General features: G+C 58.2%; 22 protein-coding genes. 14 read left to right on the plus strand and 8 right to left on the minus strand.

Annotated elements, in window-relative coordinates; genetic code table 11:
• Positions 1-211: 211 nt before the first annotated feature.
• Positions 212-2,167 carry an acetate--CoA ligase gene (acs, locus tag AO353_RS03060; protein ID WP_054593624.1) on the minus strand — a complete coding sequence of 652 codons (1,956 nt, stop codon included), beginning with the start codon at positions 2,165-2,167 and terminating at the stop codon, positions 212-214.
• Between the two features lie 416 nt (positions 2,168-2,583).
• Here acs and AO353_RS03065 point away from each other — a divergent pair, with 416 nt between their 5' ends.
• The 4 genes from AO353_RS03065 to AO353_RS03080 all read left to right on the plus strand — a co-directional run bounded on the left by AO353_RS03065 (position 2,584) and on the right by AO353_RS03080 (position 6,511).
• Entirely contained in the window at positions 2,584-2,847 is a 264-nt protein-coding gene (locus AO353_RS03065; RefSeq protein WP_054593625.1) for a DUF2790 domain-containing protein, read from the plus strand.
• 664 nt (positions 2,848-3,511) lie between these two features.
• The gene (locus AO353_RS03070; RefSeq protein WP_054593626.1) at positions 3,512-4,759 is read left to right on the plus strand and encodes a ribonucleotide-diphosphate reductase subunit beta; all 1,248 of its coding nucleotides are present in this window, start codon (positions 3,512-3,514) and stop codon (positions 4,757-4,759) included.
• A gap of 348 nt (positions 4,760-5,107) precedes the next feature.
• A complete protein-coding gene (locus AO353_RS03075) occupies positions 5,108-5,656 on the plus strand; it encodes a Bro-N domain-containing protein (RefSeq protein WP_054593627.1) in 549 nt (182 codons plus the stop codon).
• A 135-nt stretch (positions 5,657-5,791) separates the two neighbouring features.
• Positions 5,792-6,511 carry an HNH endonuclease gene (locus AO353_RS03080; protein ID WP_054593628.1) on the plus strand — a complete coding sequence of 240 codons (720 nt, stop codon included), beginning with the start codon at positions 5,792-5,794 and terminating at the stop codon, positions 6,509-6,511.
• Between the two features lie 378 nt (positions 6,512-6,889).
• Here AO353_RS03080 and AO353_RS03085 read toward each other — a convergent pair whose 3' ends face one another.
• Both AO353_RS03085 and AO353_RS03090 read right to left on the minus strand, forming a co-directional pair.
• Complete coding sequence (locus AO353_RS03085) at positions 6,890-10,396, minus strand: alkaline phosphatase family protein (RefSeq protein ID WP_054593629.1); 3,507 nt, start codon at positions 10,394-10,396, stop codon at positions 6,890-6,892.
• 34 nt (positions 10,397-10,430) lie between these two features.
• Complete coding sequence (locus AO353_RS03090) at positions 10,431-11,408, minus strand: hypothetical protein (RefSeq protein WP_054593630.1); 978 nt, start codon at positions 11,406-11,408, stop codon at positions 10,431-10,433.
• A gap of 214 nt (positions 11,409-11,622) precedes the next feature.
• On the opposite strand from AO353_RS03090, the gene AO353_RS03095 reads away from it, so the two are divergent.
• From AO353_RS03095 to AO353_RS03105, 3 genes are all read left to right on the plus strand, one after another.
• Positions 11,623-12,582 carry a hypothetical protein gene (locus AO353_RS03095; RefSeq protein WP_054593631.1) on the plus strand — a complete coding sequence of 320 codons (960 nt, stop codon included), beginning with the start codon at positions 11,623-11,625 and terminating at the stop codon, positions 12,580-12,582.
• Positions 12,583-12,676: 94 nt separating this feature from the next.
• On the plus strand, positions 12,677-12,994 hold the full coding sequence (locus AO353_RS03100; protein WP_054593632.1) for a helix-turn-helix domain-containing protein: 318 nt from the start codon (positions 12,677-12,679) through the stop codon (positions 12,992-12,994).
• 30 nt (positions 12,995-13,024) lie between these two features.
• Entirely contained in the window at positions 13,025-13,345 is a 321-nt protein-coding gene (locus AO353_RS03105) for a helix-turn-helix domain-containing protein (RefSeq protein WP_054593633.1), read from the plus strand.
• Between the two features lie 83 nt (positions 13,346-13,428).
• On the opposite strand, the gene AO353_RS03110 is transcribed toward AO353_RS03105, so the two are convergent.
• Complete coding sequence (locus AO353_RS03110) at positions 13,429-14,484, minus strand: MBL fold metallo-hydrolase (protein ID WP_054593634.1); 1,056 nt, start codon at positions 14,482-14,484, stop codon at positions 13,429-13,431.
• A 202-nt stretch (positions 14,485-14,686) separates the two neighbouring features.
• Here AO353_RS03110 and AO353_RS03115 point away from each other — a divergent pair, with 202 nt between their 5' ends.
• A complete protein-coding gene (locus AO353_RS03115; protein ID WP_054593635.1) occupies positions 14,687-15,301 on the plus strand; it encodes a TetR/AcrR family transcriptional regulator in 615 nt (204 codons plus the stop codon).
• Positions 15,302-15,464: 163 nt separating this feature from the next.
• Positions 15,465-16,004, plus strand: coding sequence for a DUF1003 domain-containing protein (locus tag AO353_RS03120; RefSeq protein WP_054593636.1), 540 nt, complete (start codon positions 15,465-15,467; stop codon positions 16,002-16,004).
• Here the strand turns inward: AO353_RS03120 and AO353_RS03125 are convergent.
• The gene (locus AO353_RS03125) at positions 15,989-16,951 is read right to left on the minus strand and encodes a LysR family transcriptional regulator (RefSeq protein WP_081013851.1); all 963 of its coding nucleotides are present in this window, start codon (positions 16,949-16,951) and stop codon (positions 15,989-15,991) included. The two genes, AO353_RS03120 and AO353_RS03125, sit on opposite strands and share 16 nt — an antisense overlap.
• A gap of 15 nt (positions 16,952-16,966) precedes the next feature.
• On the opposite strand from AO353_RS03125, the gene AO353_RS03130 reads away from it, so the two are divergent.
• A complete protein-coding gene (locus tag AO353_RS03130) occupies positions 16,967-17,677 on the plus strand; it encodes a CTP synthase (protein ID WP_054593638.1) in 711 nt (236 codons plus the stop codon).
• The gene (locus AO353_RS03135; protein ID WP_054593639.1) at positions 17,674-18,006 is read left to right on the plus strand and encodes an antibiotic biosynthesis monooxygenase family protein; all 333 of its coding nucleotides are present in this window, start codon (positions 17,674-17,676) and stop codon (positions 18,004-18,006) included. Before AO353_RS03130 ends, AO353_RS03135 begins: the two co-directional genes overlap by 4 nt.
• Here the strand turns inward: AO353_RS03135 and AO353_RS03140 are convergent.
• Positions 17,994-18,323, minus strand: coding sequence for a DUF2025 family protein (locus tag AO353_RS03140; protein WP_054593640.1), 330 nt, complete (start codon positions 18,321-18,323; stop codon positions 17,994-17,996). The two genes, AO353_RS03135 and AO353_RS03140, sit on opposite strands and share 13 nt — an antisense overlap.
• A gap of 251 nt (positions 18,324-18,574) precedes the next feature.
• Here AO353_RS03140 and AO353_RS03145 point away from each other — a divergent pair, with 251 nt between their 5' ends.
• A complete protein-coding gene (locus tag AO353_RS03145) occupies positions 18,575-19,702 on the plus strand; it encodes a glycerophosphodiester phosphodiesterase (protein ID WP_054593641.1) in 1,128 nt (375 codons plus the stop codon).
• Between the two features lie 122 nt (positions 19,703-19,824).
• A complete protein-coding gene (locus AO353_RS03150) occupies positions 19,825-20,145 on the plus strand; it encodes a PepSY domain-containing protein (RefSeq protein ID WP_054593642.1) in 321 nt (106 codons plus the stop codon).
• Between the two features lie 76 nt (positions 20,146-20,221).
• Here the strand turns inward: AO353_RS03150 and AO353_RS03155 are convergent, their stop codons facing one another.
• Positions 20,222-20,593 carry a hypothetical protein gene (locus tag AO353_RS03155; RefSeq protein ID WP_054593643.1) on the minus strand — a complete coding sequence of 124 codons (372 nt, stop codon included), beginning with the start codon at positions 20,591-20,593 and terminating at the stop codon, positions 20,222-20,224.
• A 268-nt stretch (positions 20,594-20,861) separates the two neighbouring features.
• Entirely contained in the window at positions 20,862-22,487 is a 1,626-nt protein-coding gene (locus AO353_RS03160; protein ID WP_054593644.1) for a methyl-accepting chemotaxis protein, read from the minus strand.
• A 278-nt stretch (positions 22,488-22,765) separates the two neighbouring features.
• Between AO353_RS03160 and AO353_RS03165 the strand changes: the two genes are divergently transcribed.
• A complete protein-coding gene (locus AO353_RS03165; protein ID WP_019693178.1) occupies positions 22,766-23,788 on the plus strand; it encodes a transporter in 1,023 nt (340 codons plus the stop codon).
• The last annotated feature ends 99 nt before the right edge of the window (positions 23,789-23,887 follow it).

The following is a 23,887-nucleotide window of genomic DNA, read 5'->3' on the forward strand; positions in this document are numbered from 1 at the left end:
TGATGTGGTGCCCGACAGACCGCCATCGCGGGCAAGCCTTGCTCCTACAGGCTTGAGTCGATCAAAAAGTTGCGAACGACACCAATTTGCAGGCGCAAGGCTTGCCCGCGAAGAGGCCCGCACAGCCACCGACGATCCCAATCCGATCACCACAAAAAAGCCCCGCCAGGCTCAACACCGGGCGGGGCTTTCGATGACTCAAGAACGGCTGTTACGCGACGTTCATGGTCTTGTGCGTATCAATCAAATGCTGCACCACACCCGGATCGGCCAGGGTGGAGATATCACCCAGCCCGTCGTATTCACCCGTGGCGATCTTGCGCAGGATGCGGCGCATGATTTTCCCCGAGCGGGTTTTCGGCAGGCCTGGCGCCCACTGGATGACATCCGGCGAGGCAATCGGACCGATCTCTTTGCGCACCCAGTTTTTCAGCTCCAGGCGCAGCGCTTCGCTCGGCTCTTCGCCACCGTTGAGGGTGACGTAGACATAAATGCCCTGCCCTTTGATGTCATGCGGCACACCGACCACCGCCGCCTCGGCGACTTTCGGGTGAGCGACCATCGCGCTTTCAATCTCGGCCGTGCCCATGCGGTGCCCGGAAACGTTGAGCACGTCATCCACGCGCCCAGTGATCCACCAGTAGCCATCGGCATCGCGGCGCGCGCCGTCACCGGTGAAGTACATGCCACGGAAGGTCTTGAAGTAGGTATCGACGAAACGATCGTGATCGCCATACAGCGTACGCGCCTGACCTGGCCACGAATCGAGAATCACCAGGTTACCCTCGGCAACGCCCTCGATGATGTTGCCAAGGTTGTCGACCAACGCCGGCACCACCCCGAAGAACGGCCGCGCCGCAGAACCCGGCTTGAGCCCGTGAGCGCCCGGCAGCGGGCTCATCAAGGTTGCGCCAGTTTCGGTCTGCCACCAGGTATCGACGATCGGGCAACGAGATTGGCCGACGTTCTTGTAGTACCACTCCCACGCTTCCGGGTTGATCGGCTCACCGACCGAACCCAGCAGACGCAAGCTGCTGCCATCAGCACCTTCAACAGCCGCGGTGCCCTGCGCCATCATGGCGCGGATTGCGGTCGGTGCGGTGTAGAGGATGTTGACCTTGTGCTTGTCGATGATCTTCGCCACCCGGGTAATGTCCGGGTAGTTCGGCACACCTTCGAACAGCAAGGTGGTGGCGCCGTTGGCCAGCGGGCCATAGACAATATAGGTGTGGCCGGTGACCCAGCCGACGTCGGCGGTACACCAGTAGATTTCGCCCGGACGGTAGTCGAACACGCGCTCGTGGGTCAGCGCGGCGTACAACAGATAACCGCCGGTGGTGTGCTGCACGCCCTTCGGCTTGCCGGTGGAGCCCGAGGTATAAAGGATGAACAGCGCTTCTTCGGCGCCCATCTCTTTCGGCGCACACACGGTGCCCGCGACTTTCATCAGGTCTTCGTACCAGATATCGCGATGCTGGTTCCACTTGATGTTGCCACCGGTGCGTTTGCACACGATGACCTTCTGAATGCTGCTGGTTTCCGGGTTGGTCAGCGCGTCATCGACGTTGGCCTTGAGCGAGATCTTTTTGCCGGCACGCAGGCCTTCGTCAGCGGTGATCACCACTTTCGATTTGCAGTCGATGATCCGACCGGCCAGGGCTTCCGGCGAGAAGCCGCCGAACACCACCGAGTGAATCGCGCCGATCCGGGTACAGGCCAACATGGCGACCACGGCTTCGGGAATCATCGGCATATAGATAGTCACCACGTCGCCGCGATGCACATCCTGGCCGCGCAAGGCGTTGGCAAACTTGCAAACTTGTTCGTGCAACTCGCGGTAGGTGATGTTGCGGCTCTCGGCCGGGTCATCGCCCTCCCAGATGATCGCGATCTGATCGCCACGCTCGGCGAGATGGCGGTCGAGGCAGTTGTAGGAAACGTTCAGGGTGCCATCGGCGAACCACTTGATATCGACATGGTGATCGTCGAAGGACGTCTGCTTCACCGTGGTGAAAGGCTTGATCCAGTCGAGGCGCTTGGCTTGCTCGCGCCAGAAACCGTCCGGGTTGACGACCGACTGCTGGTACATGGCCTTGTAGGTCGCCTCGTCAGTCAGCGTGTTGGCCGCAACCTCGGGACGAACGGGATACAGAGAAGCCGCACTCATCTTTCTTACCTCGGTGGAATAGTTGTTTTTGTATGGCCCTGTTGTAGCCCGGGGCGGGCCTATAGAACCATTCGACGATGGTAGTAACAAGCCCCTACTAAACGTCGTGCTTACCGAGCGAACCGCTCAGACACCGCGGTTTCATTGGCTTTCAGCCATTTCGAGAAAGCCGGCCCTGAAGCATACGAGGTCGTTTTTAAGGGATTGTTACAGGATATGCCAAAAGTCTTTATCAAAAGCACACCTATATGCGTGCAACTCGGGCGCCTAAAATCAGCCTCGCCAACACGGCAAACGTGATTAACCCAGTTGCAGCCCCCACGAAGGCAGTTAATCCAACACTTAGTTATCAAGTTCCACACGCAACCCCAAAAAGGTTGCGTGACCCCACTCGACCTTAGAAAGGTAAAATTGAAATGAAAGCTTTATTGGTTCTGGCCCTCAGCAGTCTGTGCGCAACCGCCATGGCAGACGAGATCCCGACTGATGTTGCCAGCAACACCGTACCGGTAGAGGAATACACTTATTCGACTCACCTGGACATCGCCAAAGTTATCTCCATGAGCGAAGTACCCAGCGTTTGCGAAGTTGTACCGGCCCGCATGGAATATGAAGACTCGAAAGGTCAACGGCATATTCTGCGCTACAGCGTAATGGGTAACGGCTGCTCTAACGGCTGATCATCAACGCTGAGGTTTGGCTTGCTGCCGAACCCGACATCACCGCCCGACCTTCGTCGGGCGTCGTTGTGTCTGGGGATACAGAAATCCGAACCAAAACACTACATGTAGTGTAAAAAGCTGTTTTTGGTTGTTTTTTGAACAGATCATCCGATCAACAAATGCCACCCGAAACTGCACACAATCGCCCCTCGAAAAACACCCCATCTCCCCTGCAAGTCCCATCCCATCGGGCTTGCGGCGTTTTGACAGCAAACACCGACGTCATCAGCGCTGCCGAGTCGCCAAAAAACGCTAAAAAAAATCTTCATCGGCCAAAGCCCTGTAAACCCTTGCTCCGCCTTGATTACGCGCCCTGCCGAGGGTTCTCTGAGCCACTTCGTCGCACCACAAGCGTGAAAAAACACCTATAATGCGCCCGTAAATCGGGCCTGCAACATCCCCTTACAGGAGGATGCAGGACGCTGAGGCCACCGCAGGAGCTGACGACGTTATCTCCGCCCTTAGCGACTTCAGGACACCCGTACACATTTCTGTTTTTTGCCTGCGTACTGCTGCAACAAACGATTCCTTTTAGAGACAACGCGGCCAGCGGGCCGTGTGAAAAACCGACCATCAGTGTTTTCACACGGGCGACTGGCCCTCACGCAGGAGACGACACGTCATGCTGAGCTGGGACGAATTCGACAAAGAAGACGGCGAAGTTGTCGCCAAAGGCGCCAATGCTGGCCACGCTACTGAAGCCAACATGGACCGCCTCGACAGCGCCGGTGGTGCCGCAGCCCTTGAAGCTCGCGCCGTAACCGCCACCGACTCGGCTGCGATCGTTCGCGCCAAGGCCGCCCTCGACAAACTCGACGTCGCCGAAGGCCTGGCCGAACTCGAAGGCGCTTCTGCCCGCGTAGCGGTCGACGAAAAGCGCATGATCAACTGCCGCGCCGACCTCAACCAACTTGTCCCGTTCAAATACGACTGGGCCTGGCAGAAGTACCTGGACGGCTGCGCAAACCACTGGATGCCGCAAGAAGTCAACATGACCGCCGACATCGCCCTCTGGAAAAACCCGGAAGGCCTGACCGACGACGAGCGCCGCATCGTGATGCGCAACCTCGGCTTCTTCTCCACCGCCGACTCCCTGGTTGCCAACAACCTGGTACTGGCCGTGTACCGCCTGATCACCAACCCGGAATGCCGCCAGTACATCCTGCGCCAGGCGTTCGAAGAGGCGATCCACACCCACGCCTACCAGTACTGCATCGAATCGTTGGCCATGGATGAAGGCGAGATCTTCAACATGTACCACGAGATCCCATCGGTCGCGAAAAAAGCCACCTGGGGCCTGAAATACACCCGTTCGATCTCCGATCCGAAGTTCGAAACCGGCACCGTCGAAACCGACAAAGAACTGCTGCGCAACCTGATCGCCTACTACTGCGTTCTGGAAGGCATCTTCTTCTACTGCGGCTTCACCCAGATCCTCTCCATGGGCCGCCGCAACAAAATGACCGGCGTCGCCGAGCAGTTCCAGTACATCCTGCGCGACGAATCCATGCACCTGAACTTCGGCATCGACGTGATCAACCAGATCAAAATCGAAAACCCACACCTGTGGGATGCTGAAATGAAGGAAGAAGCTTCGCAGATGATTCTGCAGGGCACTCAGCTGGAGATCGAATACGCTCGTGACACCATGCCTCGCGGCGTGCTGGGCATGAACGCGGCGATGATGGAGGACTACCTGAAGTTCATCGCTAACCGTCGTTTGTCGCAGATTGGTTTGAAAGAAGAGTATCCAGGGACGACTAACCCGTTCCCTTGGATGAGCGAGATCATGGACTTGAAGAAAGAGAAGAATTTCTTTGAGACAAGAGTGATTGAGTATCAGACTGGTGGGGCGTTGAGCTGGGATTGATTTCTGGCGCTTGCCGCGATTTGCCGTTGCGTATCTAAACCGGTAGATCGAAAAACCAAAAAGCCCTGATTTGATCAGGGCTTTTTATTGCCTGCAGAAAACACTTAATTCCTACACAAAGTAGGGAGCATGCCGCATGGATGCTCAGCGATAGCACTTCTAAACTCCATGACAGGTGCCTAAGAAACACCCAACGTAGAAAGCAAGCCCATCACACAGACTTGAAAATGATAGCCCCTGGGTGCTCGTCATTTGATATCGGTGGAAGGCCTAGCTCGTTGGGATTTCTTAAGCCCGCTCTACGTTGGGTTCTGGCCCTGCCCAATTCATACGTAGAGGTCACGGAATATGACGACTCGAGTCTTACCCCATGTTTTTCCCTCGTTAACAGATGACGTAGCGGAGCCCATCACCTCCACCCTCTTCACCCGCCACAACATCCACCTCCATGCCCTGCTCTTGGAAAACCAAACCTGGTTTTACGCACGCGATATTGGGCGGTTGATGGGCAAATACCTGGACGAACGCATGTCCCGAAAGCTCGATGCGGATCAACGGCGAATGCTGCTTGTGCAAGCCCATGGCACTGCAGAAGAGCGGTTGATGCTCAGTGAGTCCGGTGTGTATGCGTTGCTGGTCTATCACTATTGCCCGGAGTACCGTTCGCTACGCGAATGGCTGACCCATCAGGTGGTGCCGACGTTAAGGGATGCGCGGCCGTTGCGGGCGGTGGAGCGGCCGACGTTAAGCGTGTTGGATTGGCCGCAGATGCAGTTGAGTCTGTTGCATTGGCAGGATGAACCGTGGATTCGGTTGCGGGATATGCCTTGCATCCTACTGACTCAGCAGCAAACGTCTTGGTGGCGGAAGGCTTCGCGGGTGTTCAAAGTTTTTTAGTCGACCATCGACGTGATGCTTGTGGGATTTCCTTAGTCAATTTGAGAGTTACTTCGGATCATGCCGTAGGAAATTTCGTAGACGCCGTAATGGCCACTCAGTATTGTCCGAGGGTTTTCAACCCTCGGCGATTGTATGGACACTGGAAAGAAACAACCTGGTTGGACTGACGAGGAGCTAACAGCCTCGGTCGATGCCTACCTTAAAATTCTCGCACTCGAAGATGATGGGCAAACCATCAACAAATCGCTCGAACACCAAATTTTGCAGAACGGTGCACTGATCAACCGCAGTACCAAAGCCGTTGATTATCGGCTGCAGAACATATCGTTTTTGTTTGTTGAGCTTGGCCTGAAACCTACTAATTGCTACCCATCCAAGCCAAATATCGGCTCAGGGATTGCCGCACGCGTTGAAAAGATTCTTGCTTCAAAAGGCTTAATCAACCTCGATGACTATTTGCCTACAGCTGACGAAGAGACCCTGAACCGTCGTACTGCAAAGCTTCGAGAACAAAACCTCATAGGCGAGCCAGAAGGCATTGAGAAGCCAAAAAAGATGGTGAGCACTACCACCTCGTATGCGCGCTCCCCTCGGATAAAAGCGTGGATTTTGGATAACGCAAAAGGCATTTGTGAAGGCTGCGACCAGCCAGGGCCATTCGTACAGACAGACGGAACTCGCTTTCTTGAAGTCCACCATGTAAAGCATTTGGCCAATCGAGGATCGGATCGTCGGAGTAATGCCGTTGCTCTTTGCCCTAATTGCCATAAGCGTTGCCACCACTCCGCCGAGAAGGATGACTTCACCTCGATGCTGTACGACAAAGTGAATCGGTTAAAGCGGGAGGACTGATCCAAGTAACTGGGCTAAACACTATCCGTGGCGAGGGAGCTTGCTCCCGTTCGACTACGTAGTAGTCGCCAACCGAATAACGCGCTATGCCTGACGCACCGCGTTTTCCTGTTTTAGGGTCGCTGCGCGCCCCAGCGGGAGCAAGCTCCCTCGCCACAAATCGGTGCTTAGGTTGGTAACTGAGTTGAATGGAACTCCGCCCAGTCAGGCTTCCATAGGTTTAGTGCAGTGATGAAAACAGTGAGTGCAGTCCGCGAAGCAGCCCTGAATCCAAATATCGCGGACGTTCAGGTAGAACGCATTTGCAGGTTTTGCGGCTGCTACGCAGCCGAACGGGGGCAAGCCCCCTCGCCACAGTAGTGCTCACCAGATTCAGCGTCACTTTCCAAGCCCACTAATCTTCCACGGGCACACCGCTTCCCTCACCCCGCTCGGCCCGACGATCTCTGGTGTCTGCCCCAGCGACCTCGCGCTCAGCACTTTGCCCACCTGCTCTATCAACTTATCAAACCCCAACGTCACATTTTCCTGCTGCAGTTTGCGCAGTTGCTCGACCACGGCGTAGGTGAAGGCGCCGTAGCTGGTGGAGCCCACCTCATACTCGTTGGCTTTTTCGTTTTCTCGGGCGGCGTAGAGCATCAGCGGCATGTAGGGGCCGTGGTGGCCGTAGAGTTTGCCTTGGCGTTGCAGTTGGGCTTTTTTCTCGGGGCGTAGGCCGGTGGCGGCGCCTTGGGTGCTGCGGGTGCGGGTGAGTGCGCGGGAGGTGTGGTCGTGTTCGCTGAAGTCGCGGCCGTCGCTGTCGGCGGCGTATACCCGGCGGTCCCAGTCGCCGGCGTAGGGGTCCCAGCGCAGCATGCGGTGTCGGATGTCGCTGGGTGGGGTGATGCCGCGTACACGGCCGTTGCCGCGGGTCATGCCGCCGGCGTAGCAGCAGTCGAACATGACGGTCAGTTTGGCGCCGTGGCCGTTCGGGTCGAATGGCAGGTGGCTGTAGAACTGGCGGAACAGTTTGTCGGTGAAGTGGGTGTTTTCGTCGTCCCAGTCGAAGTCGTAGAGCACAAGGGTTTCGTCCATGCGGTCGGCTTCGCCGCTGCTGCTGTAGGCCGGCAGTTGGGTGCCGTGGCCGGAATAGAACAGCACGCGTTCATCGCCGGCGCGGGCGCCTTCTACCAGCCATTCGAGGCGCTCGACGAAGTTCGCCCGCGTCGCTCGGGCGTCGTGCAGCAAACGGATGTCGCCGGCGTCGTAGCCGCTTTCCTGGAGCATGCGGCTGATCAGGTAGGTGTCGTTGATGCAGCCGTCGAGGCGTGCGCCCGGTTCGGGGTAATCGTTGATGCCGACCACCAGGGCGCGGCGTTTGCGTTGGCCGCTGCGGGACAGGAATGCCGGCACTTCCAGAGCGCTTGCCGCCACCACATCGCGAGCCAGTTGTGGCCAGAGGCCGGTCTGGCTGGTGGCGGACGACAAGTAGGCTTGCGCTGCGTGATTAAGGTCGAGCAGGTCATCACGCAGCGGCACGCTGAACTCGGTTTGCAGGTCGACCCGCGCCGAGTCTGGCGAGGTGATCGGCCGGGTCAGCAAACCGTCGTTGGGGTTGTAGAGGTGGAACCAGCGACGAATGCCTCGGCCGTTTTCACTCAGGCGCATGACCCGCCCGCCCCAGACTTCGCGCATCACCAATGGCAGCGCGATGGGCGAGCCGAAGCTGACGAATACCCGGCCATCGACGAGTTTCAGCGCCGAACCTTTCTTGGCCACCGAACGGCGCAAGGCGTCGTAACCGATCAGGCTGCCCAGCCCTTGGGCGAAGATGATCTGCGGGTTGAACGCGTCGATTTTTTCCAGCAGATGTTGGGTCAGTGCGGTGCGCAATTCGGCGTCTTCGATCCACTGCACGATGGCGCCGACGGTGGTGCGCAGCATCTGATTGACCGGCAGGCCCCAACTGCCGAAATCCTCGTCGGCCTTGCCCCTGGCGTCGTCCCGCAACATGGCCAGGCCGCGGGTGATCTGGGCGAAGTCCGGTCCTTCCTTGAGTTGATCATCGAAGGGCAGAAAGTCGATGTCCTGGTCGTCGATAACGCGACCGTTCTGCGCCAGTTGGCTACGGATCAGCGTGCGCCATTGTTCCTGCCAGTTCGCGTCGGTACTGCCCTGCCCATTGGCGGGCGGCGTGAATCCCACACCCGGCAGGCACAGGACTCGCAGTTGCGCGGGCACAACAGCCGGCGCCGCCCCTGCTTGCAAGGTTTTGACGGCGGGCGCACCAACGGCAGCCACCGTTTGACCGTGGGCGGTGGCCATCAAATCCTGCAGGCGCCGCAGTTTCGCTTCCAGGCTGTCGGCACTGGGCGCGGCGGACGTGAGGGCAGCCTGGCCGGGCTCAGCCAGTGCACGGGTGCGGCTGTCGAGGAAACTGCTGACGCCTTGAGCGCTGTTTTTCCAGATCTGCTCCGGATCCAGGCCGTCGAGGTAACCGGTGGCGCTGTCCACCACCTGCCGGCTTTGGGTCGCCAGTTGGGACTCGATCAAGGGCAGCCCGGCGCGGCTTGGCACGGCGGTGGCTGCCAGTTTCGGCGCAGGTGCAGTGCTTGCGGCTGTGCGCCAGATCGGCGCGTTGCCGAAGTGCTGGGCCACGACCACCCTTGCACCCAGGGCGCTGCGCGGCAGTTGGAAATGATCGCAAAGAAAGGCCAGCAAACTGGTGTGATCGTAATGTTGCGCCTGGAGGTTGTCAGTCCACGGAATCAGACCCGGATTGAGCCAAGGTGAAGCGAGGATCGCCGGTACGCGGATGCCCAGCCGAGTGAAGGGATTGGGCCAGTCAACATCAACCGTCGACCCCGTCGCCACGCAAGTCGGCGGCACCACATGATCATGGAAGCCGCCATGCTCGTCGTACAGCAGCACGAACAGGGTCTTGTTCCAGACATTGGTGTTGGCCGACAAGGCATTGAACACCTCACCGACAAACTGATCGCCAAAGCGCAGGTCTTCCGGTGGATGATGCGACACGTTGGGCCCGAGCTTGCCATTGAGCAGGCCATAGCTCGGCTCGATCCAGGACAGTTCGGGAAGCTTGTTACCAGCGACATCCGACTTGAAGTCGTCGATGCTCATGTGTTGCAAACCACCTTTGACCAGCGCCGCCAGCGGGATGGCACCGTCGGAGTAAATTCGCACATCGTGGCCTTTGTCGCGCAGCAGCGAAAAAATGCTGTCGCCGCCAAACTGTGCAATCAGGCTTTTGATCCCGGCCAGCACGGTGCCCGTGGAGGGCATCAGCAAGTGGCCGTTGCAACTGCCGAGCATGGCGAAAAAACGGTTCGGCCAGGTCGGGCCCGGCACCGAGGCAAACCAGCGGTCGCACACGGTGAAATTGCGCGCCAGCCCCTGGATTGCCGGCAGTGGATCGGCGGCGGGCGTGGAGCCAAACGGGATGTAGTTCATCGCCCGCTGGGCCATGGATTGCGAGTAAGTTTTGTACACTTTCAGATCGTTGCGCGCCTTGTCGTAGGCGTCCTGCGCAAAGCCATCGAGCTTGGGTGCAGTCAGGCTGGTCTTGAGTGATACATCCAGTTGCTTCACCACATCGACGAACTCGTGACCGAGGTCGAAACCTTCGCTGTCCTTGGCCGGTAGCGCCGGTGGCGAAGGCGCGGGCGGCGCCCACAGGGCGAAGTAGCCCGCTGTTTCCGCCGTTTGAGTGATCACCGCCATGTTGCCACTGGCGTCCGTCAGCGGGTTGGTGCTGGGCGCTTTAGGGTTGATGCCGTCGCACGCAGGGTTGATGCTGGTGTAATCCCCCAGCAGATGATCGAACGAGCGGTTTTCCATCATCAGCACAACGACGTGCTTGATCTCGTCGGGCCATTTGTTCGCCATGCTGCTCTCCCTGAGTTGATGTGCCCGATCGCGCTCAGGGCTTGGGCTGTGGGACCGTTTTGCTGCCCGTCAGGCGAATCATCTGGCTCAACATCTTGAACCAGAAATCACCGCCCAACGAGGCAGCCAACGCCGCCGTCATGACCCCAAGCAACCAATAGCCGAACCAGGCGATTTTGTTTGTCTGATCGTGGTGTAAAAACGCCGGTGGGTTGTTCCAGCCGATAGCGCCCTGAGGCAGCGCCTGCAAACTGCTCAATGCCGAATCGAACTGACACTGGGCCTTGTCGTCCCGATTCGCGCAGGCTTGATCGAGTGCTGCGGATGCGCTGTTCGTCACCAGATTGTTGGCCATCTGCATGCCTGCTGCGTGCAACGTGTCATTGCGCACCATGCCTTGCATGAGGTCGAACGCGTTGACGTTGAGCACCAGGCAAATCACCAAAGAGCAAACCAACGAGACGACTTTGGCATTACGCCGCATCCAGCCTTCGGCGCGGTCCATCACCGCATTGATCCAGTGCTCCAGCCGGGTCTTGAACGCGCATAGCAGCTCCTGGGCCGTGGTGACTTTGGCCTGGGCCGCCGCAAGCATCGTCGACAGTGCACGGCGCAAGTGCTCGGACGGGACCTGCGCAATGCCCTTGGTCAGGGCTGCATTAAGTTCGTCGAGGGGAATATCGAGGGTCGTGGTGTCGTCTTTGTGCAGCAGCAGCGTGATCACCACCTGCGCCAGCATCGCCGGATCCAGATAACTGGGGCGATTGCCGGGTGGCGCCATGGACTGGATCATCGGGTGATCGAGCACCTGCAGGAAGAACGCCAGGTCGCTGTCGCTCAGCCCCTTCAATTTGCCGGTGAACAACAGCTTCAGGGCGTTATAAAGGTACTTCGCCCGGACCTTCTGGAAGAACGATTGAATGATTTCAGTGAGGGTGGTGACGAAAATACCCAGCAGCGTGAACAGCGCCAACATCCCGAGAATCGCGTCCAGAACGACCGACCCAAACATCCTTACCTCCTTGTAGATGCAACAGATAGTCAGCCCGCAACGGCGCCTCAGTCTGAGGCATGGAGCCCTACGCTCCATCTGACAACGCTAGTCAGGCTATGGGGTCTTGTCCAATTGCAGAGGGCGTTGATGCGACAAACGTGAATCAACAGGTGCGCCATCACGCGCCACCCGCTATTAATACGCCACCTACCTCTCAAGGACCCGAGCGCGCATGAAATTCGACACCGCCTACTGCATCAGCCTCGACGACAAGCTGTCGATCTATGACGTGCGCGATCTGAACTTCGACGAGACCATGGACTTCGACTCGGCCAAGGAGCGCTTTCAGTGCCCCAACGACGACTGTCGCACGGCGTTCGACGAGGCGAATGGGCTGGGGACGTTCAACGCGAAAAACGTCAATTACATCCGCACGCCGCACTTCAAGAACCTGCCCGGCACCCGGCATATCGAGGGCTGCCCTTATGTCAGCCTCAGAGCACCGGCGTCAGAAGGTGCAGAAACGGACGACGGGCCAGAGGAGCACTTTCCGTCAGAACTGCTGCTGACCCGGCGTCAGTATGTGCGTAAGCCATCCACCTCAACGCCGGATGTCGATGCGCCTCGGGAACAGCCACAACCGTCTGCCACGACCAGCACTACCGAGCACCCGACTCGCGAGTCGGCACCGGACAAGACCAGCGTCTTCGCCCACCCGGTGGAGTGCTTCGTGTCGAATTTCGATAACAAGGACCTGCTCAAACGCATGCCGCTGAAGATTGGCGAGCACACTGCGTCCTACAGCGCATTCTTCAAGAAAATCGAATACCTGCAGGACAACAAGGGGCTGATTTACTGGGGCAAGATCAAGGCGATCAAGGACTACAACACCAGCTTCCGCATCGATTTCGAGAAGAAGGTCTGGCTCGACAAGAAGCCCTACTCGGTGAACGTCTACCTGAGCAAAAAACTGATCGAAAACTACCGCAAGCGCAAAGCCTTCCTGGAGGAAATAAAGGGTGCCATCGGCAGTGAGCGGGAGCTTTATTGCTTCTTCTATGGTGTGACCCCGGAGTTGAAGCAGGTGCCGAGCAAGAAAAACCCCGAGCAGACGTTCGGGGTGTTCAGTGGTGATATCGAGAATCTGGATCACTTCATTATTCGCGAGGTGCCGGGGTTGGAGGCGACGTAGAACCAATCAAAAAATTGAGTTTGATCCGGGTCGAAAACAACTGTACAAAAACACAGTACTCATTGAATAACCCATTTCGAACCCGGAGAAAACCATGGCCTCTCTTGCGATGAAAATCACCCTGGAACGTATCGCCCTTTTCCAATTCACCCCCGCACACAGCGCACAAGCCCGTGCGATGCTGGGCTGGTCGCTGGAGGAGTTTTCCAGGGAATCCGGGGTTACCGTTGAAGCTATCCGCCGGTTTGAAGCGGGCGGTGAAGTGCTCGACGTCACCCGTCTGGCCCTCGCCTACCGGTTTGAAGCCGAAGGCCTGGTGTTCTTCCCAGGCTTTGCACCGGGCCGAGGCATGAGCGTCAGAGGCTCTACGCCAGACCCGGTGGGACGGGCGGATTACGCGATGATTGAGTGATATCCAGAAAAATATATCAAGGATCTAGACATGATTGAGATCGAAGGAAGCATCGGAAATATTTATGACGACCTAGAAAGTCGAGACACCATCGAAATGCACCTTAAAGCCCAGCTCGCGGCAAAAATCGGCGAAATCATAAAGGCCCGTCACCTGACCCAAGTTCAGGCCACCGAGATCCTGGGGTTATCACAACCCAAACTTTCCGAAATGCTTCGCGGAAAATTTCGGGGCATCAGTGAAGCCAAGATGATGGAGTGTCTCTCACGGCTTGGACGCGATGTACAGATCATCGTCAAACCAGTGCCGAGATCGAGACGCGAAGGTCGGATTGAAGTGGTTTTCTCCTGATAGGGGTTCCCTTCCCCCCAACACTGGCAGAGTCTGCTGTACCAGCATCTGCGCAGAACAATCCGTGGAATAGGCGTACGTCCCTAGCTATTAACGATCAACTGAACGGTCGTCTCTTCAACCTCCAGCCACCAGGCCTCCCCACGCTGCGGTTGGCCAAGGCTGAACGCTTCGCCCATTTGTGGCGTGGTGATCGAGACACTGCGTTCCCAGGCCAAAGCCAAGATGCGGTCGAAGGGTTCATGCCAGGCGTGCATTGACAGGTCGAAGGTGCCGTTGTGAATCGGTAGCAGCCAACGGCCCTTGAGGTCGATGTGGGCTTGCAGGGTTTCTTCTGGTTGCATGTGAATGTGCGGCCAGTCGACGTTGTACGCGCCGGTTTCCATCAGGGTCAGATCAAAGGGGCCGAACTGTTCGCCGATCGCTTTGAAACCGTCGAAGTAACCGGTATCGCCACTGAAGAAAATCCGTTTGCCGCCATCGATCATCACCCACGAGGCCCAGAGCGTGCTGTTGCCATCGAACAGCCCGCGACCGGAAAAGTGCTGCGAAGGCGTGGCAATGAAATGAATGCCCTCGATCTGAGTGCCTTCCCACCAATCCAGTTGACGCACTTTGCTCGCATCGACGCCCCATTTGATCAGCGTCTCACCCACACCCAACGGCGCGAGAAAGTGTCTGGTTTTGTCCGCCAGCTTGAGAATCGACTGACGATCGAGGTGATCGTAATGGTCATGGGACAGAATCACCGCTTCGATCGGTGGCAACGCCTCGAGGCTGATCGGTGGTTGATGGAAGCGCTTGGGGCCGGCCCACTGCACCGGTGATGCGCGCTCAGCGAAGACCGGGTCGGTCAGCCAGAACTTGTCGCGCAGTTTCAGCAGCACGGTGGAATGCCCCAGGCGGAATACGCTGTGGTTCGGTGCGTCGAGAAGCTGTTCGAGAGTCAGCGCTTGAACCGGAATAACACCGGTCGGTCGCGTGTTACTCGGCTTGTGGAAAATCATGTTCCAGAAAATTCGCAGGGTCTTGCGAAAGCCTTGCCCCGGTACGGCCGCATGGTTTTGGTATTGCCCCTGCTCTTGCCGGGACGTTTTCAGTTCAGTGGCGCTATCCGCCTGGTAAGAGAAAGTGGCCATGTTTAAGTGACTCCAGAAAAACCGACGAAGTGCGGCGTTTCTTTTTCGGACGATAAATGGCCAATGCACGCACGCGTCAGCCGCAAACTCTATTTTTCAACCGTTCAACTACACTGCACAGTGTAGTTTCAAGATTGCAACAAAGCCGTGAGCAAGTAAACTGCCGAGTGTAATTCTCCCTTTTTTCTACCGACGCGTATTTATGACAGCTCCGCAGCGCCTCACCGACCGTAAACGCGAAGCCATTGTTCAGGCGGCGATTGCCGAATTCCGTGCCAACGGTTTCGACATCACCAGCATGGACAAGATCGCCGCCACCGCGGGCGTGTCGAAGCGCACGGTGTACAACCACTTCCCCAGCAAAGAAGAGCTGTGGACTGAAATCCTGCAACGATTGTGGACCAACGTCACCGCTCAGCAGGACAACTGTTATCGCACAGACCTGCCGCTTCGCGAGCAGTTGGGCCAACTGCTGCACTGCAAATTGCAGTTGCTGGGGGACACCAATTTCCTTGATCTGGCACGAGTTGCCATCGCCGCCACCATCCATTCGCCAGAACGGGTCCAGGACATGGTGGAGCGCATTGGCGAACGTGAAGAAGGGCTGACCACCTGGATTCGCGCGGCTCAGGCTGACGGTCGGCTCAAGCCTGTAGACCCGGCCTTTGCTGCCCAGCAGGTGCAGGGAATGCTCAAGGCATTTGCCTTCTGGCCGCAGATCTCCCTGAACTGTCCACCACTGTCACCCGAGATGCAGACAACGGTTGTAGAGTCGACGCTGGACATGTTTCTGGCCTGCTATCAACGGCAGGCATGAAGGGCACGCAAAAGGACACATGGAACAAATGACACTATTCACGTGTTTATCCGCTGGACCGAAGCGCTGAATAAAACACTACAAAGTGTTTCAAAGCGAGTCGGGCGCTGGAAGCTGTGGGGGTTATAGTGAGCCTCAGTCCCATGGCATTGCAGAGAGCATCATGAATTCAGCCAAGCCCGAAGAAAAAGATCCCGCCGCCCCCATCGATCACTTGCGCTTCCACCGGCCGCACGCTCATCTGGCATCGACGTTCGGCAATGACACTTTCGCATTGAAGGCCGAAGCCTTTGCACGCTTCTTCGGCACCCCGACCTTCCTCGGCGCGCAAACCCTCATCGTCGTGGTCTGGATTGCCCTGAACGTCACGGGGTTAACGACCTTCGACGTCTACCCGTTCATCCTCCTCAACCTCGCGTTCAGTCTGCAAGCGGCCTATGCCGCGCCGTTGATTCTGCTGGCGCAAACCCGTCAGGCCGCTCGCGACAAAGCCCAGTCCGAAGCCGACGCGCTACACCGCGAGACGTTGGCGATTGCCAACAGCGAACGGCAAGCGCAAGCCGCGAAGACCTCCGCACAGTTACTGACGTTGCTTGAGCAAAACACCCGACTGACCAAGATGACCAAAGAGCTGACCGAACGCATCGAGAACCTGACATCGGAGATGCATCAACACATTTTGAAAGATCAGCAACGCTCCTGATCGGGCAATTGCACCCAGCGTGATAACTCGTCGAACAGCGTCACCACCGAGCGCAATGCTCGACAGTCCGGGCGAGTCAGCAACCACAGACTGGTGTCGTAACCGAGCAGGGGTTCGCTCAAAGGGCGCAGCCCCTGCGCGGGGTCGATCAGAAAGTCCGGCAACGCGGCGACCCCAAGCCCGGCGCGTACCAACTCGGTGACCGAGTGCATGCTGTTACAGCGATAGCTCGGCAACACACCGGGAAATTGCTGACGACGCCAGATCACGGTTGGATGGTCGGGCAGAAAGTCATCCGGAGCGATCCAGCTCAACCGTGTCAGATCACTCGGCTCGACCGATTTCAGATACGCCGCACTCGCGCACACCCGATACGACACAGCGCCCAATCGCCGCCCAACCAGATGCTCCGGAGGTGAGCGGGTCAGCCGCAAGGCGATATCGGCATCGCGGCGGCTGAGGTTGGCGAAATCGTTGGAGGTGCTCAGTTCCAGGGTCAGCGCCGGGTACGCCGGCATGAATTGCGTCAGTGCCGGCAACAGTAACGCGTGCAACACCGAATCGGTGCAGGTCAGGCGCACGGTGCCGCTGATCACGTCACCGCCCTGCTCCACGCCAATACGCGCCGCTTCCAGCGCCTGCTCGGCGCGTTCGGCCTGCTCGGAGAGTGTTCGGGCCAGGGCGGTCGGCAAATAACCTGCGCGACTTTTCTCGAACAGCGCTTGGCCCAACGCTGCTTCCAGGCGCCTGACCGCACGAAACACCGTCGAAACGTCGACCTTCAATAGCGCCGCCGCCCGTGCCAGAGAGCCGCCGCGCACCAACGCAAGAATCAAGGCGAGGTCCGGGTAATCCAACTGATAGTGCGTTGCTGCATTGAACACTTGGCTAAACGCCTCTATTGATTGCGTGAACGCCACTCTATAGTCGGCTCCAGCAATCAACAAGTCTTGGGAGACACCATGCAAGAGAGCCCTCAACTGCGTATTGCACTGATCGGTGACTACGACCCACAGGTCACTGCCCATCAGGCAATTCCCCTGGCGCTGAACCTGGCCGCACAACACGCTGACGTCGATGTGCACATTGAGTGGCTGGCCACTGACCACATTGACGCAAACACCCCGCTGGCTGACTTCGACGGCTTCTGGTGCGTGCCTGCCAGCCCTTACCGCAACATGGACGGTGCGCTATTGGCGATCCGCTTTGCACGAGAACAACAGCGGCCGTTCCTCGGCACTTGCGGTGGTTTTCAACACGCGGTGCTTGAATACGCACGCAACGTTCTGGGATGGACCGATGCCGAGCATGGTGAAACTTCGCCAGACGCCGCGCGCGCCGTGCTCACGCCGCTCACCTGCTCGCTGGTGGAGATCGTCGACAGCATCCGGTTGGTTAAAGGCTCGCTGATTGCCAACGCCTACGAGTCCACAGAGATTCATGAAGGCTATCACTGCCGCTACGGCGTCAATCCAGCGTTCGAAGAGCAATTGCTGACACACAACCTGAGAGCCACCGGCCACGATTCGGCGGGTGATCTACGGGCCGTGGAGCTCAGCAATCATCCATTCTTCGTTGCGACCTTGTTTCAACCAGAACGCGCAGCGCTAACCGGCACCCGTCCACCCTTGGTCGATGCCTTTATCCAGGCCTGCGCAAGGAACGTCAGATGATCGCCAACACGCCTTCGGCGCCCTACTACGCGGTAATTTTCACTTCACTGCGCATCGCCACCGACCAGGGTTACGAGCAAGCAGCACAGCGCATGGTCGAACTCGCCCGCGACCAACCAGGGTTTCTCGGGGTGGAGTCGGCCCGGGGTGAGGACGGGCTCGGCATCACCGTTTCCTACTGGTCCAGCGAAGAAGCGATTCTCGCCTGGAAACAACACGCCGAGCACAGTGCAACCCGCGAACGCGGACGCTCGACCTGGTATGAAGCGTTTCACACGCGGGTCTGCAAGGTCGAACGCGCTTATGCCTTCGAGCGTCAGCCGGCCTGAACCAGACTGCGCAGCGCGCTGATCTCCGGTAAATCCTCGCGCCGCATATAAACCCGCAGCGGTTCGGTGATGTTGATCCGGTCGTCGATGTTCTGTTCCAGCAGCAAGCGGATCAACTCGCGCTTGAGGGTCATGGCTTGACCGTCCTCAGGCGCCCAGACGAACTCGCTGGCGGGGATGATCGCGTCGTCTGCGACGTCCATGCCAAAGGCGTCTTCGCTGAAGCGGACGATGTATCGGGCGGTCTTGCGATTGAAACCGACGAAGCCGTTGAGCTGGTCGGCGGCCTGGCAGATAAGTTCGGACGTGATGCGCATGGTAAACCTCACGGATGCGTCCCGAAGGACGGCTGAACGATGGTTTACACGCAGAGGGCGGGATAACGGATGTTTCGGGATTTCCCTCTGGAGGGGAAATTGCCGAGGTGGATCGTACTGCAAAGGACTGCACAAAAGCGCGGAAAAAATGCCCCTCACACACGTTAATGTCGGTTTGGCGATAGCGCATCCGGCGCTCAATTGTTAAAAGATAGGTCTTTGAAATCGCTTCTTACGAAAGGACCTCGACAATGCCTGTTACCTACACCAAAAGCGCCCTGTTGCTGAGTCTGATGCTCGGCCTTGGCCAGGCACAGGCGACCAGCCAGCAGAGCCCGACCGCTCTGGCCACCGCCAGCGGGATCCCGCACCCGGCAGTGATCGCCCACCGTGGCGCCTCTTTCGATGCACCGGAATCCACTGCCGCCTCCTACAAACTGGCGCGCGACCTGGGCGCCGATTACCTGGAAATGGACCTGCAACGCAGCAAGGACGGCGTGCTGTTCGCCTTGCATGACAACAACCTGCAACGCACCACCGACGTTGCCACCAAGTTTCCTGAACGCAAGGACAGCCCGGCCAACGCGTTCACCATCGCCGAACTTAAAACCCTGGATGCCGGCAGCTGGTTCAACACCGCTCACCCGGATCGCGCACGCGCCAGTTACGCCGGCCTGAAAATCCTGACCCTCGACGAAATCATCGATATCGCCGAAGGCAACCCGCTGCACAAGCCAGGGCTTTACATCGAAACCAAAGAGCCAAAGCAGTTTCCCGGCATCGAGCGCGACCTCAAGGACAAGCTTCAAGACCGTGGCTGGTTGAGCCCGGCGGGTTCCAAACTGGCTAAAAGTGAACTGAGCGTCGGCCAGGGTAAAGGCAAAGTGATCCTGCAAACCTTCGAGAAGAGCAGCCTTGAACTGCTGCAAAAAGAAATGCCGCAAGTGCCGAAAATTCTCCTGCTGTGGGTGGGCGAAGGCAGCATCGAGCCCAAGTCGAAAGTGACCTTCGCCGAATCCGGCGACAAGGATAAAGCCACCTACTACGCCAAACAGGAACCCAAGGACAAAGCCGAATTCGAGCAATGGGTCGACTACGCCAAGTCTCAGGGCGCCATTGGCACGGGCCCTTCGGCAGCGCTGACCAACGGCGGCGATCAAAGCTATTCGGACCTGGTGCAACCATGGATGAACCAGTACACCCACGACAAAGGCATGTTGGTGCACGTCTACACCATCGACGATGCGGTGGATTACAAGAAGGTCATGGACGCCGGTGTCGATGGCATCTTCACCAACCGCGCCAGCGAACTGCTCAAGTACTACAAGCGCCCGGCAGCAGGCAGCGTTGCGCAGTTGCTTGAGGTCAATGGTTACTAGTATTGATCGTTCCCACGCTCCTGCGTGGGAACGATCTGATTGGGCTCAAGTGAATTTAAGGATGAATTAAGTTGCGCTGGCTAACCTGACGCCACTTAAACAGTTCACCCAAGGAATGCCCCATGAAGACGTTGACTGCCCTGTTCACCGCCGCTGCCCTGACCCTGACTGCCGGTTTCGCCTTGGCCGATGTGCGCCCGGACCTGATCCCTGGTCTGCTCAAGGACGGCACCGTGATGGACATGCAGAAACTCAATCAGGCCGCGCTGACCGAGCACCCTGGCGCGGCTGTCGCGAACATCACCGACACCGAGCTGGAGCACAATGCCAAATCCGGTGCTTACGAGTACAAGGTCGAAATCCGCGACGCGAAGAATGTCGAGTGGGACGTGAAGCTGGACGCAAAAACCGGCAGAGTGCTGAGTAATACTCAAGACAAGTAGATCAAACAGAAGAAGCCGTACAGCCGTGAGGTTGTGCGGCTTTTTTGCGTGTTGAACATGAGAGGGATGGCCAAGTCTACCGTTGCGACGCAAGGACTACTTCAGTTTCTTCTTCAGGGATGACCTTAAGCAATAGTACAAGTGAGTCAGAGGGGATCCCGGTCTGATCGTTGATGATGGTGTATTTGACCGTGGCATCACCCGGAATAACATAAGCTTTCTCAATAAAAAAGCTGATGCCGTTTTGCTCTTCAACTTTAGTGACCGTGTGAATAAATACACGCTTGTCATTCAAGTACACCAGCAGAATGTCTTCCGCATGATAGCCCTGGTCACCCTCCACTTGAGCGCACAGACCTGCTCCGGCAGACGGCACTGTGACTTGCCCATCGTAACCGGGCTCCGGTGTCATGCTTTCAATTTGCAATTTGCTAAGACTCAAAGACATGGGATCGCTCCTGACAGGAAAAGTAGCGCAGGCTGCGCTGACCGTTCCATACAATCCTCAGCCCCCCCCCCCCGTCTACTGTCAGAACTAACAGGTAGGCGGTAAATCAAGGCCTTCTCTGCCCCTGAATCCGACCGGCGGCACCCGCCTCATGGGACAGGAACATCAAAGGCCCATCCAACCCGGCCGAATCATCGACGTGCAACACCCACACTTGAGATCAATCGTGTACCGACACGGTTAGCGTGCCGATACACATTTCAGTTGGCTAGGCGCCGAGACGCGCCGTCACCGCGCTCAATTGCCCCGACAACCCGTGCAGGTTGTTGCTCGCCGCTTCAGTGCGCTGCACGTTGTCCAGGTTGGTACTGGCGATGCTGGTGATCTCGGTCAGGTTGCGCGAAATGTCTTCGGCCACCGAGGTCTGTTCTTCAGCAGCGGTGGCGATCTGGCGGTTCATGTCGCGAATCGCCTCCACCGATGCAGTAATGCGCTCAAGCATAGCCCCGGCCTGAGTGACCTGCTCGACGCTTTCTTCGCTGCGCGACTGGCCACTTTCAATGGCCTGCGCCGCGTCTACCGCACCGGTCTGCACGCTCTGGATGATCTGGTTGATTTCGATGATCGACGCCGCCGTGCGCTGGGCCAGGCTGCGTACTTCATCGGCCACCACAGCAAACCCGCGTCCGGCTTCTCCGGCCCGAGCGGCTTCGATAGCGGCGTTCAATGCCAGCAAGTTGGTTTGCTCGGCGATGCCGCGAATCACTTCCAGCACCTTGCCGATACGCCCGCTATCGGTTTCCAGTTGGCGGATGACCGTCGCGGTGTTGGCGATTTCGCCGCGCATCTGAGTGATGGTGTGAATCGTGCCTTGCATGACCTTCTCGCCCTGTTGTGCCGACTGATCGGCATCATCGGCGGCCCGTGCCGCGTCGGCCGCATGACGAGCGACTTCCTGGGCAGTGGCGGACATTTCGTTCATTGCCGTGGCGACTTGATCCGTGCGATTGAACTGTTCGTTGGTGCCATGGGCCATCAAGGTCGCAATCGAGTTCAGCTCACCGCTGGCGCTGTCCAGATCCGAGGCGCTGCGCTGCAAGCGACTGAAGGTCTCGGCAAGGAAATCGCGCAGCGTGTTGGCAGCCACCGCCAGCTTGCCCAGCTCATCCTGACGATCACTCGCCACCCGCTCGGCAAACCGGCCCTGGCTCAAGTGCGCGACGTATTCGATCAACTTGCGGATCGGTTCCACCAGATTGCGGTTGACCAGCCACAGGCTGAGCAAGCCAATCAACAGGCCCGAAGCCAGCATCACCAGGATACCCAGCAACACCGTGCGATCGGCGCTGGCGCTGATCAACGTCGACTGCTCCCGGCCCTGTTTACGCAACTCGTTGACCAGTTCGCTCATCTGCTCGCTAGTGGCGCGGTCCACACCTTTGACCGCGTTATCACCTGCCGAAGGATCACCACCGGCTGCCAGATAAGCCTCTCGACCTTTTTGATACGCGCCGCCAAGCACCCGGTGCGCATCACGCAGGCTTTCAAGGCGGGTTTTAAGTGAGGCGTCGATGCCCGGTTGGCGGGTCAATTCACCGAGGATGTTCTGTACGTCGCCCTGACGGTCCTCGAATTGCTTCCAGTATTTGTCCAGCTCAGCCGGTTGCTTGCCGCGCAACAGGACGTTTTTCCATTCCTGAACCTGAGCCTTGAATTGCAGGTTGGCTTCGTCAATCAGTTGCGAGGTACGTAACGGGCCTTCGATGAGGTTGCGGTAGTTCTGCACCCCGCTGGAGAGTAAGTGAAAACAGGCCAGGGCAATCAGCAACATCGCGATCAGACTGCCGCTCAGCAGTGCCAGGATTTGCGCTCGCAGGGATTTTTGCAAAAACATCGAGTGATACTCATGACAGGGATAAGACTCGCATCGGTAGGGCATGCGAGATGTCCGGACCTCCCTGTCGACAACATGCGGGCCGGACACCAAAGTGCCTGAGCCAACTTAGGCGTCATCGGCGTGTGCCGCGTTTTCTTGAAGCCAATCCGACCACTGGTAAAGGCTCTATTACGCGAGCCACCAAACCGTCACAAAACTGTCAAACCGCGTTGCCATGATGCCGCTCATGTGAGCCTGTGAAACGTACGACAGGCGCCTCCCTTCAGCGAGACTCCATGAACCACAGCATCGATCAACGCCATCGCGATTCTGACCTGTTCGGCCTGCTCTACGGTTTCAGCTTTCGTCCCGGCGAACGCGGTCGCGAGATCGATTCGGCCAAGGCGCTGCAGCTGCTGCAACAACCGGGCGCCGAGGACGAGTTCCTCTGGCTGCACCTGAACCTCGCCCACGCTGCGTGCGAGCGCTGGATGAAAGCGCACCTGGAGTTGCCGGAAGAGTTTTTCGAAGCCTTGCATGAAGGCTCGCGCTCGACGCGCATCGAGCACGTCGATTCAGCGCTGCTGGCAGTGGTCAACGACGTGGTGTTCAACCTCAGCAGCATGGTCTCGTCAGACGTCTCGACCCTTTGGGTCTGCGCCCGCAGTCGGTTGATCATCAGCGCACGCCTGCAACCCCTGCACTCGGTGGACAAGCTGCGCTCCTCGGTCAAGGCCGGCGAATGCTTTCGTTCGCCACTGGAACTGCTCGTGCATTTGCTCCGCGACCAGGGCGAAGTGCTGACGCAGATCGTGCGCAAGACCAGCCAGAGTGTCGACCAGATCGAGGACGAGTTGCTGTCATCGCGACTGTCCACCAACCGTGCCGAACTGGGCGCCAATCGTCGAGTGCTGGTGCGTTTGCAACGGCTGCTGGCACTGGAGCCGGGCTCGCTGCTGCGCCTGCTCAACCGCCCGCCGCAATGGTTGCAAAAGGACGACGTCAAGGAGCTGCGCAAATCCACCGAGGAGTTCGCGCTGATCATCAACGACCTCACGGCGCTCGGCGAACGGATCAAGCTGTTGCAGGAAGAGATCGCCGCCAACCTCAACGAGCAAAGCAACCGAACGCTGTTCACCCTGACCGTGGTCACGGTGTTGGCGCTGCCAATCAACATCATTGCCGGTTTCTTCGGCATGAACGTCGGCGGGATTCCCCTTGCCGGCGACCCGGAAGGATTCTGGATTCTGGTGGCACTGGTCGCGACGTTCACGGTGCTGGCCGGGCGTTGGGCGTTTCGCAAGCGGGCGGATTACTAAAACCACTCGTATACCGTAGGAGCAAGGCTTGCCCGCGATTGATGCGCCGCGGTCTGACAGGATGACCGCGTCATCGTTCATCGCGGGCAAGCCTTGCTC

Source organism: Pseudomonas fluorescens, assembly GCF_001307155.1.
In the GTDB taxonomy this organism is placed as follows: Bacteria; Pseudomonadota; Gammaproteobacteria; order Pseudomonadales; family Pseudomonadaceae; genus Aquipseudomonas; species Aquipseudomonas helvetica.

Excerpts from the sequence above, each read along its gene's own strand:
- acs (WP_054593624.1), bottom strand. The coding sequence starts at position 2,167 with ATGAGTGCGGCTTCTCTGTATCCCGTTCGTCCCGAGGTTGCGGCCAAC.
- AO353_RS03165 (WP_019693178.1), top strand. The coding sequence starts at position 22,766 with ATGAACCACAGCATCGATCAACGCCATCGCGATTCTGACCTGTTCGGC.
- AO353_RS03140 (WP_054593640.1), bottom strand. The coding sequence starts at position 18,323 with ATGCGCATCACGTCCGAACTTATCTGCCAGGCCGCCGACCAGCTCAAC.
- AO353_RS03115 (WP_054593635.1), top strand. The coding sequence starts at position 14,687 with ATGACAGCTCCGCAGCGCCTCACCGACCGTAAACGCGAAGCCATTGTT.
- AO353_RS03090 (WP_054593630.1), bottom strand. The coding sequence starts at position 11,408 with ATGTTTGGGTCGGTCGTTCTGGACGCGATTCTCGGGATGTTGGCGCTG.
- AO353_RS03130 (WP_054593638.1), top strand. The coding sequence starts at position 16,967 with ATGCAAGAGAGCCCTCAACTGCGTATTGCACTGATCGGTGACTACGAC.
- AO353_RS03080 (WP_054593628.1), top strand. The coding sequence starts at position 5,792 with ATGGACACTGGAAAGAAACAACCTGGTTGGACTGACGAGGAGCTAACA.
- AO353_RS03145 (WP_054593641.1), top strand. The coding sequence starts at position 18,575 with ATGCCTGTTACCTACACCAAAAGCGCCCTGTTGCTGAGTCTGATGCTC.
- AO353_RS03150 (WP_054593642.1), top strand. The coding sequence starts at position 19,825 with ATGAAGACGTTGACTGCCCTGTTCACCGCCGCTGCCCTGACCCTGACT.
- AO353_RS03160 (WP_054593644.1), bottom strand. The coding sequence starts at position 22,487 with ATGTTTTTGCAAAAATCCCTGCGAGCGCAAATCCTGGCACTGCTGAGC.
- AO353_RS03085 (WP_054593629.1), bottom strand. The coding sequence starts at position 10,396 with ATGGCGAACAAATGGCCCGACGAGATCAAGCACGTCGTTGTGCTGATG.
- AO353_RS03070 (WP_054593626.1), top strand. The coding sequence starts at position 3,512 with ATGCTGAGCTGGGACGAATTCGACAAAGAAGACGGCGAAGTTGTCGCC.
- AO353_RS03065 (WP_054593625.1), top strand. The coding sequence starts at position 2,584 with ATGAAAGCTTTATTGGTTCTGGCCCTCAGCAGTCTGTGCGCAACCGCC.
- AO353_RS03100 (WP_054593632.1), top strand. The coding sequence starts at position 12,677 with ATGGCCTCTCTTGCGATGAAAATCACCCTGGAACGTATCGCCCTTTTC.
- AO353_RS03120 (WP_054593636.1), top strand. The coding sequence starts at position 15,465 with ATGAATTCAGCCAAGCCCGAAGAAAAAGATCCCGCCGCCCCCATCGAT.
- AO353_RS03095 (WP_054593631.1), top strand. The coding sequence starts at position 11,623 with ATGAAATTCGACACCGCCTACTGCATCAGCCTCGACGACAAGCTGTCG.
- AO353_RS03075 (WP_054593627.1), top strand. The coding sequence starts at position 5,108 with ATGACGACTCGAGTCTTACCCCATGTTTTTCCCTCGTTAACAGATGAC.
- AO353_RS03105 (WP_054593633.1), top strand. The coding sequence starts at position 13,025 with ATGATTGAGATCGAAGGAAGCATCGGAAATATTTATGACGACCTAGAA.
- AO353_RS03110 (WP_054593634.1), bottom strand. The coding sequence starts at position 14,484 with ATGGCCACTTTCTCTTACCAGGCGGATAGCGCCACTGAACTGAAAACG.
- AO353_RS03155 (WP_054593643.1), bottom strand. The coding sequence starts at position 20,593 with ATGTCTTTGAGTCTTAGCAAATTGCAAATTGAAAGCATGACACCGGAG.
- AO353_RS03135 (WP_054593639.1), top strand. The coding sequence starts at position 17,674 with ATGATCGCCAACACGCCTTCGGCGCCCTACTACGCGGTAATTTTCACT.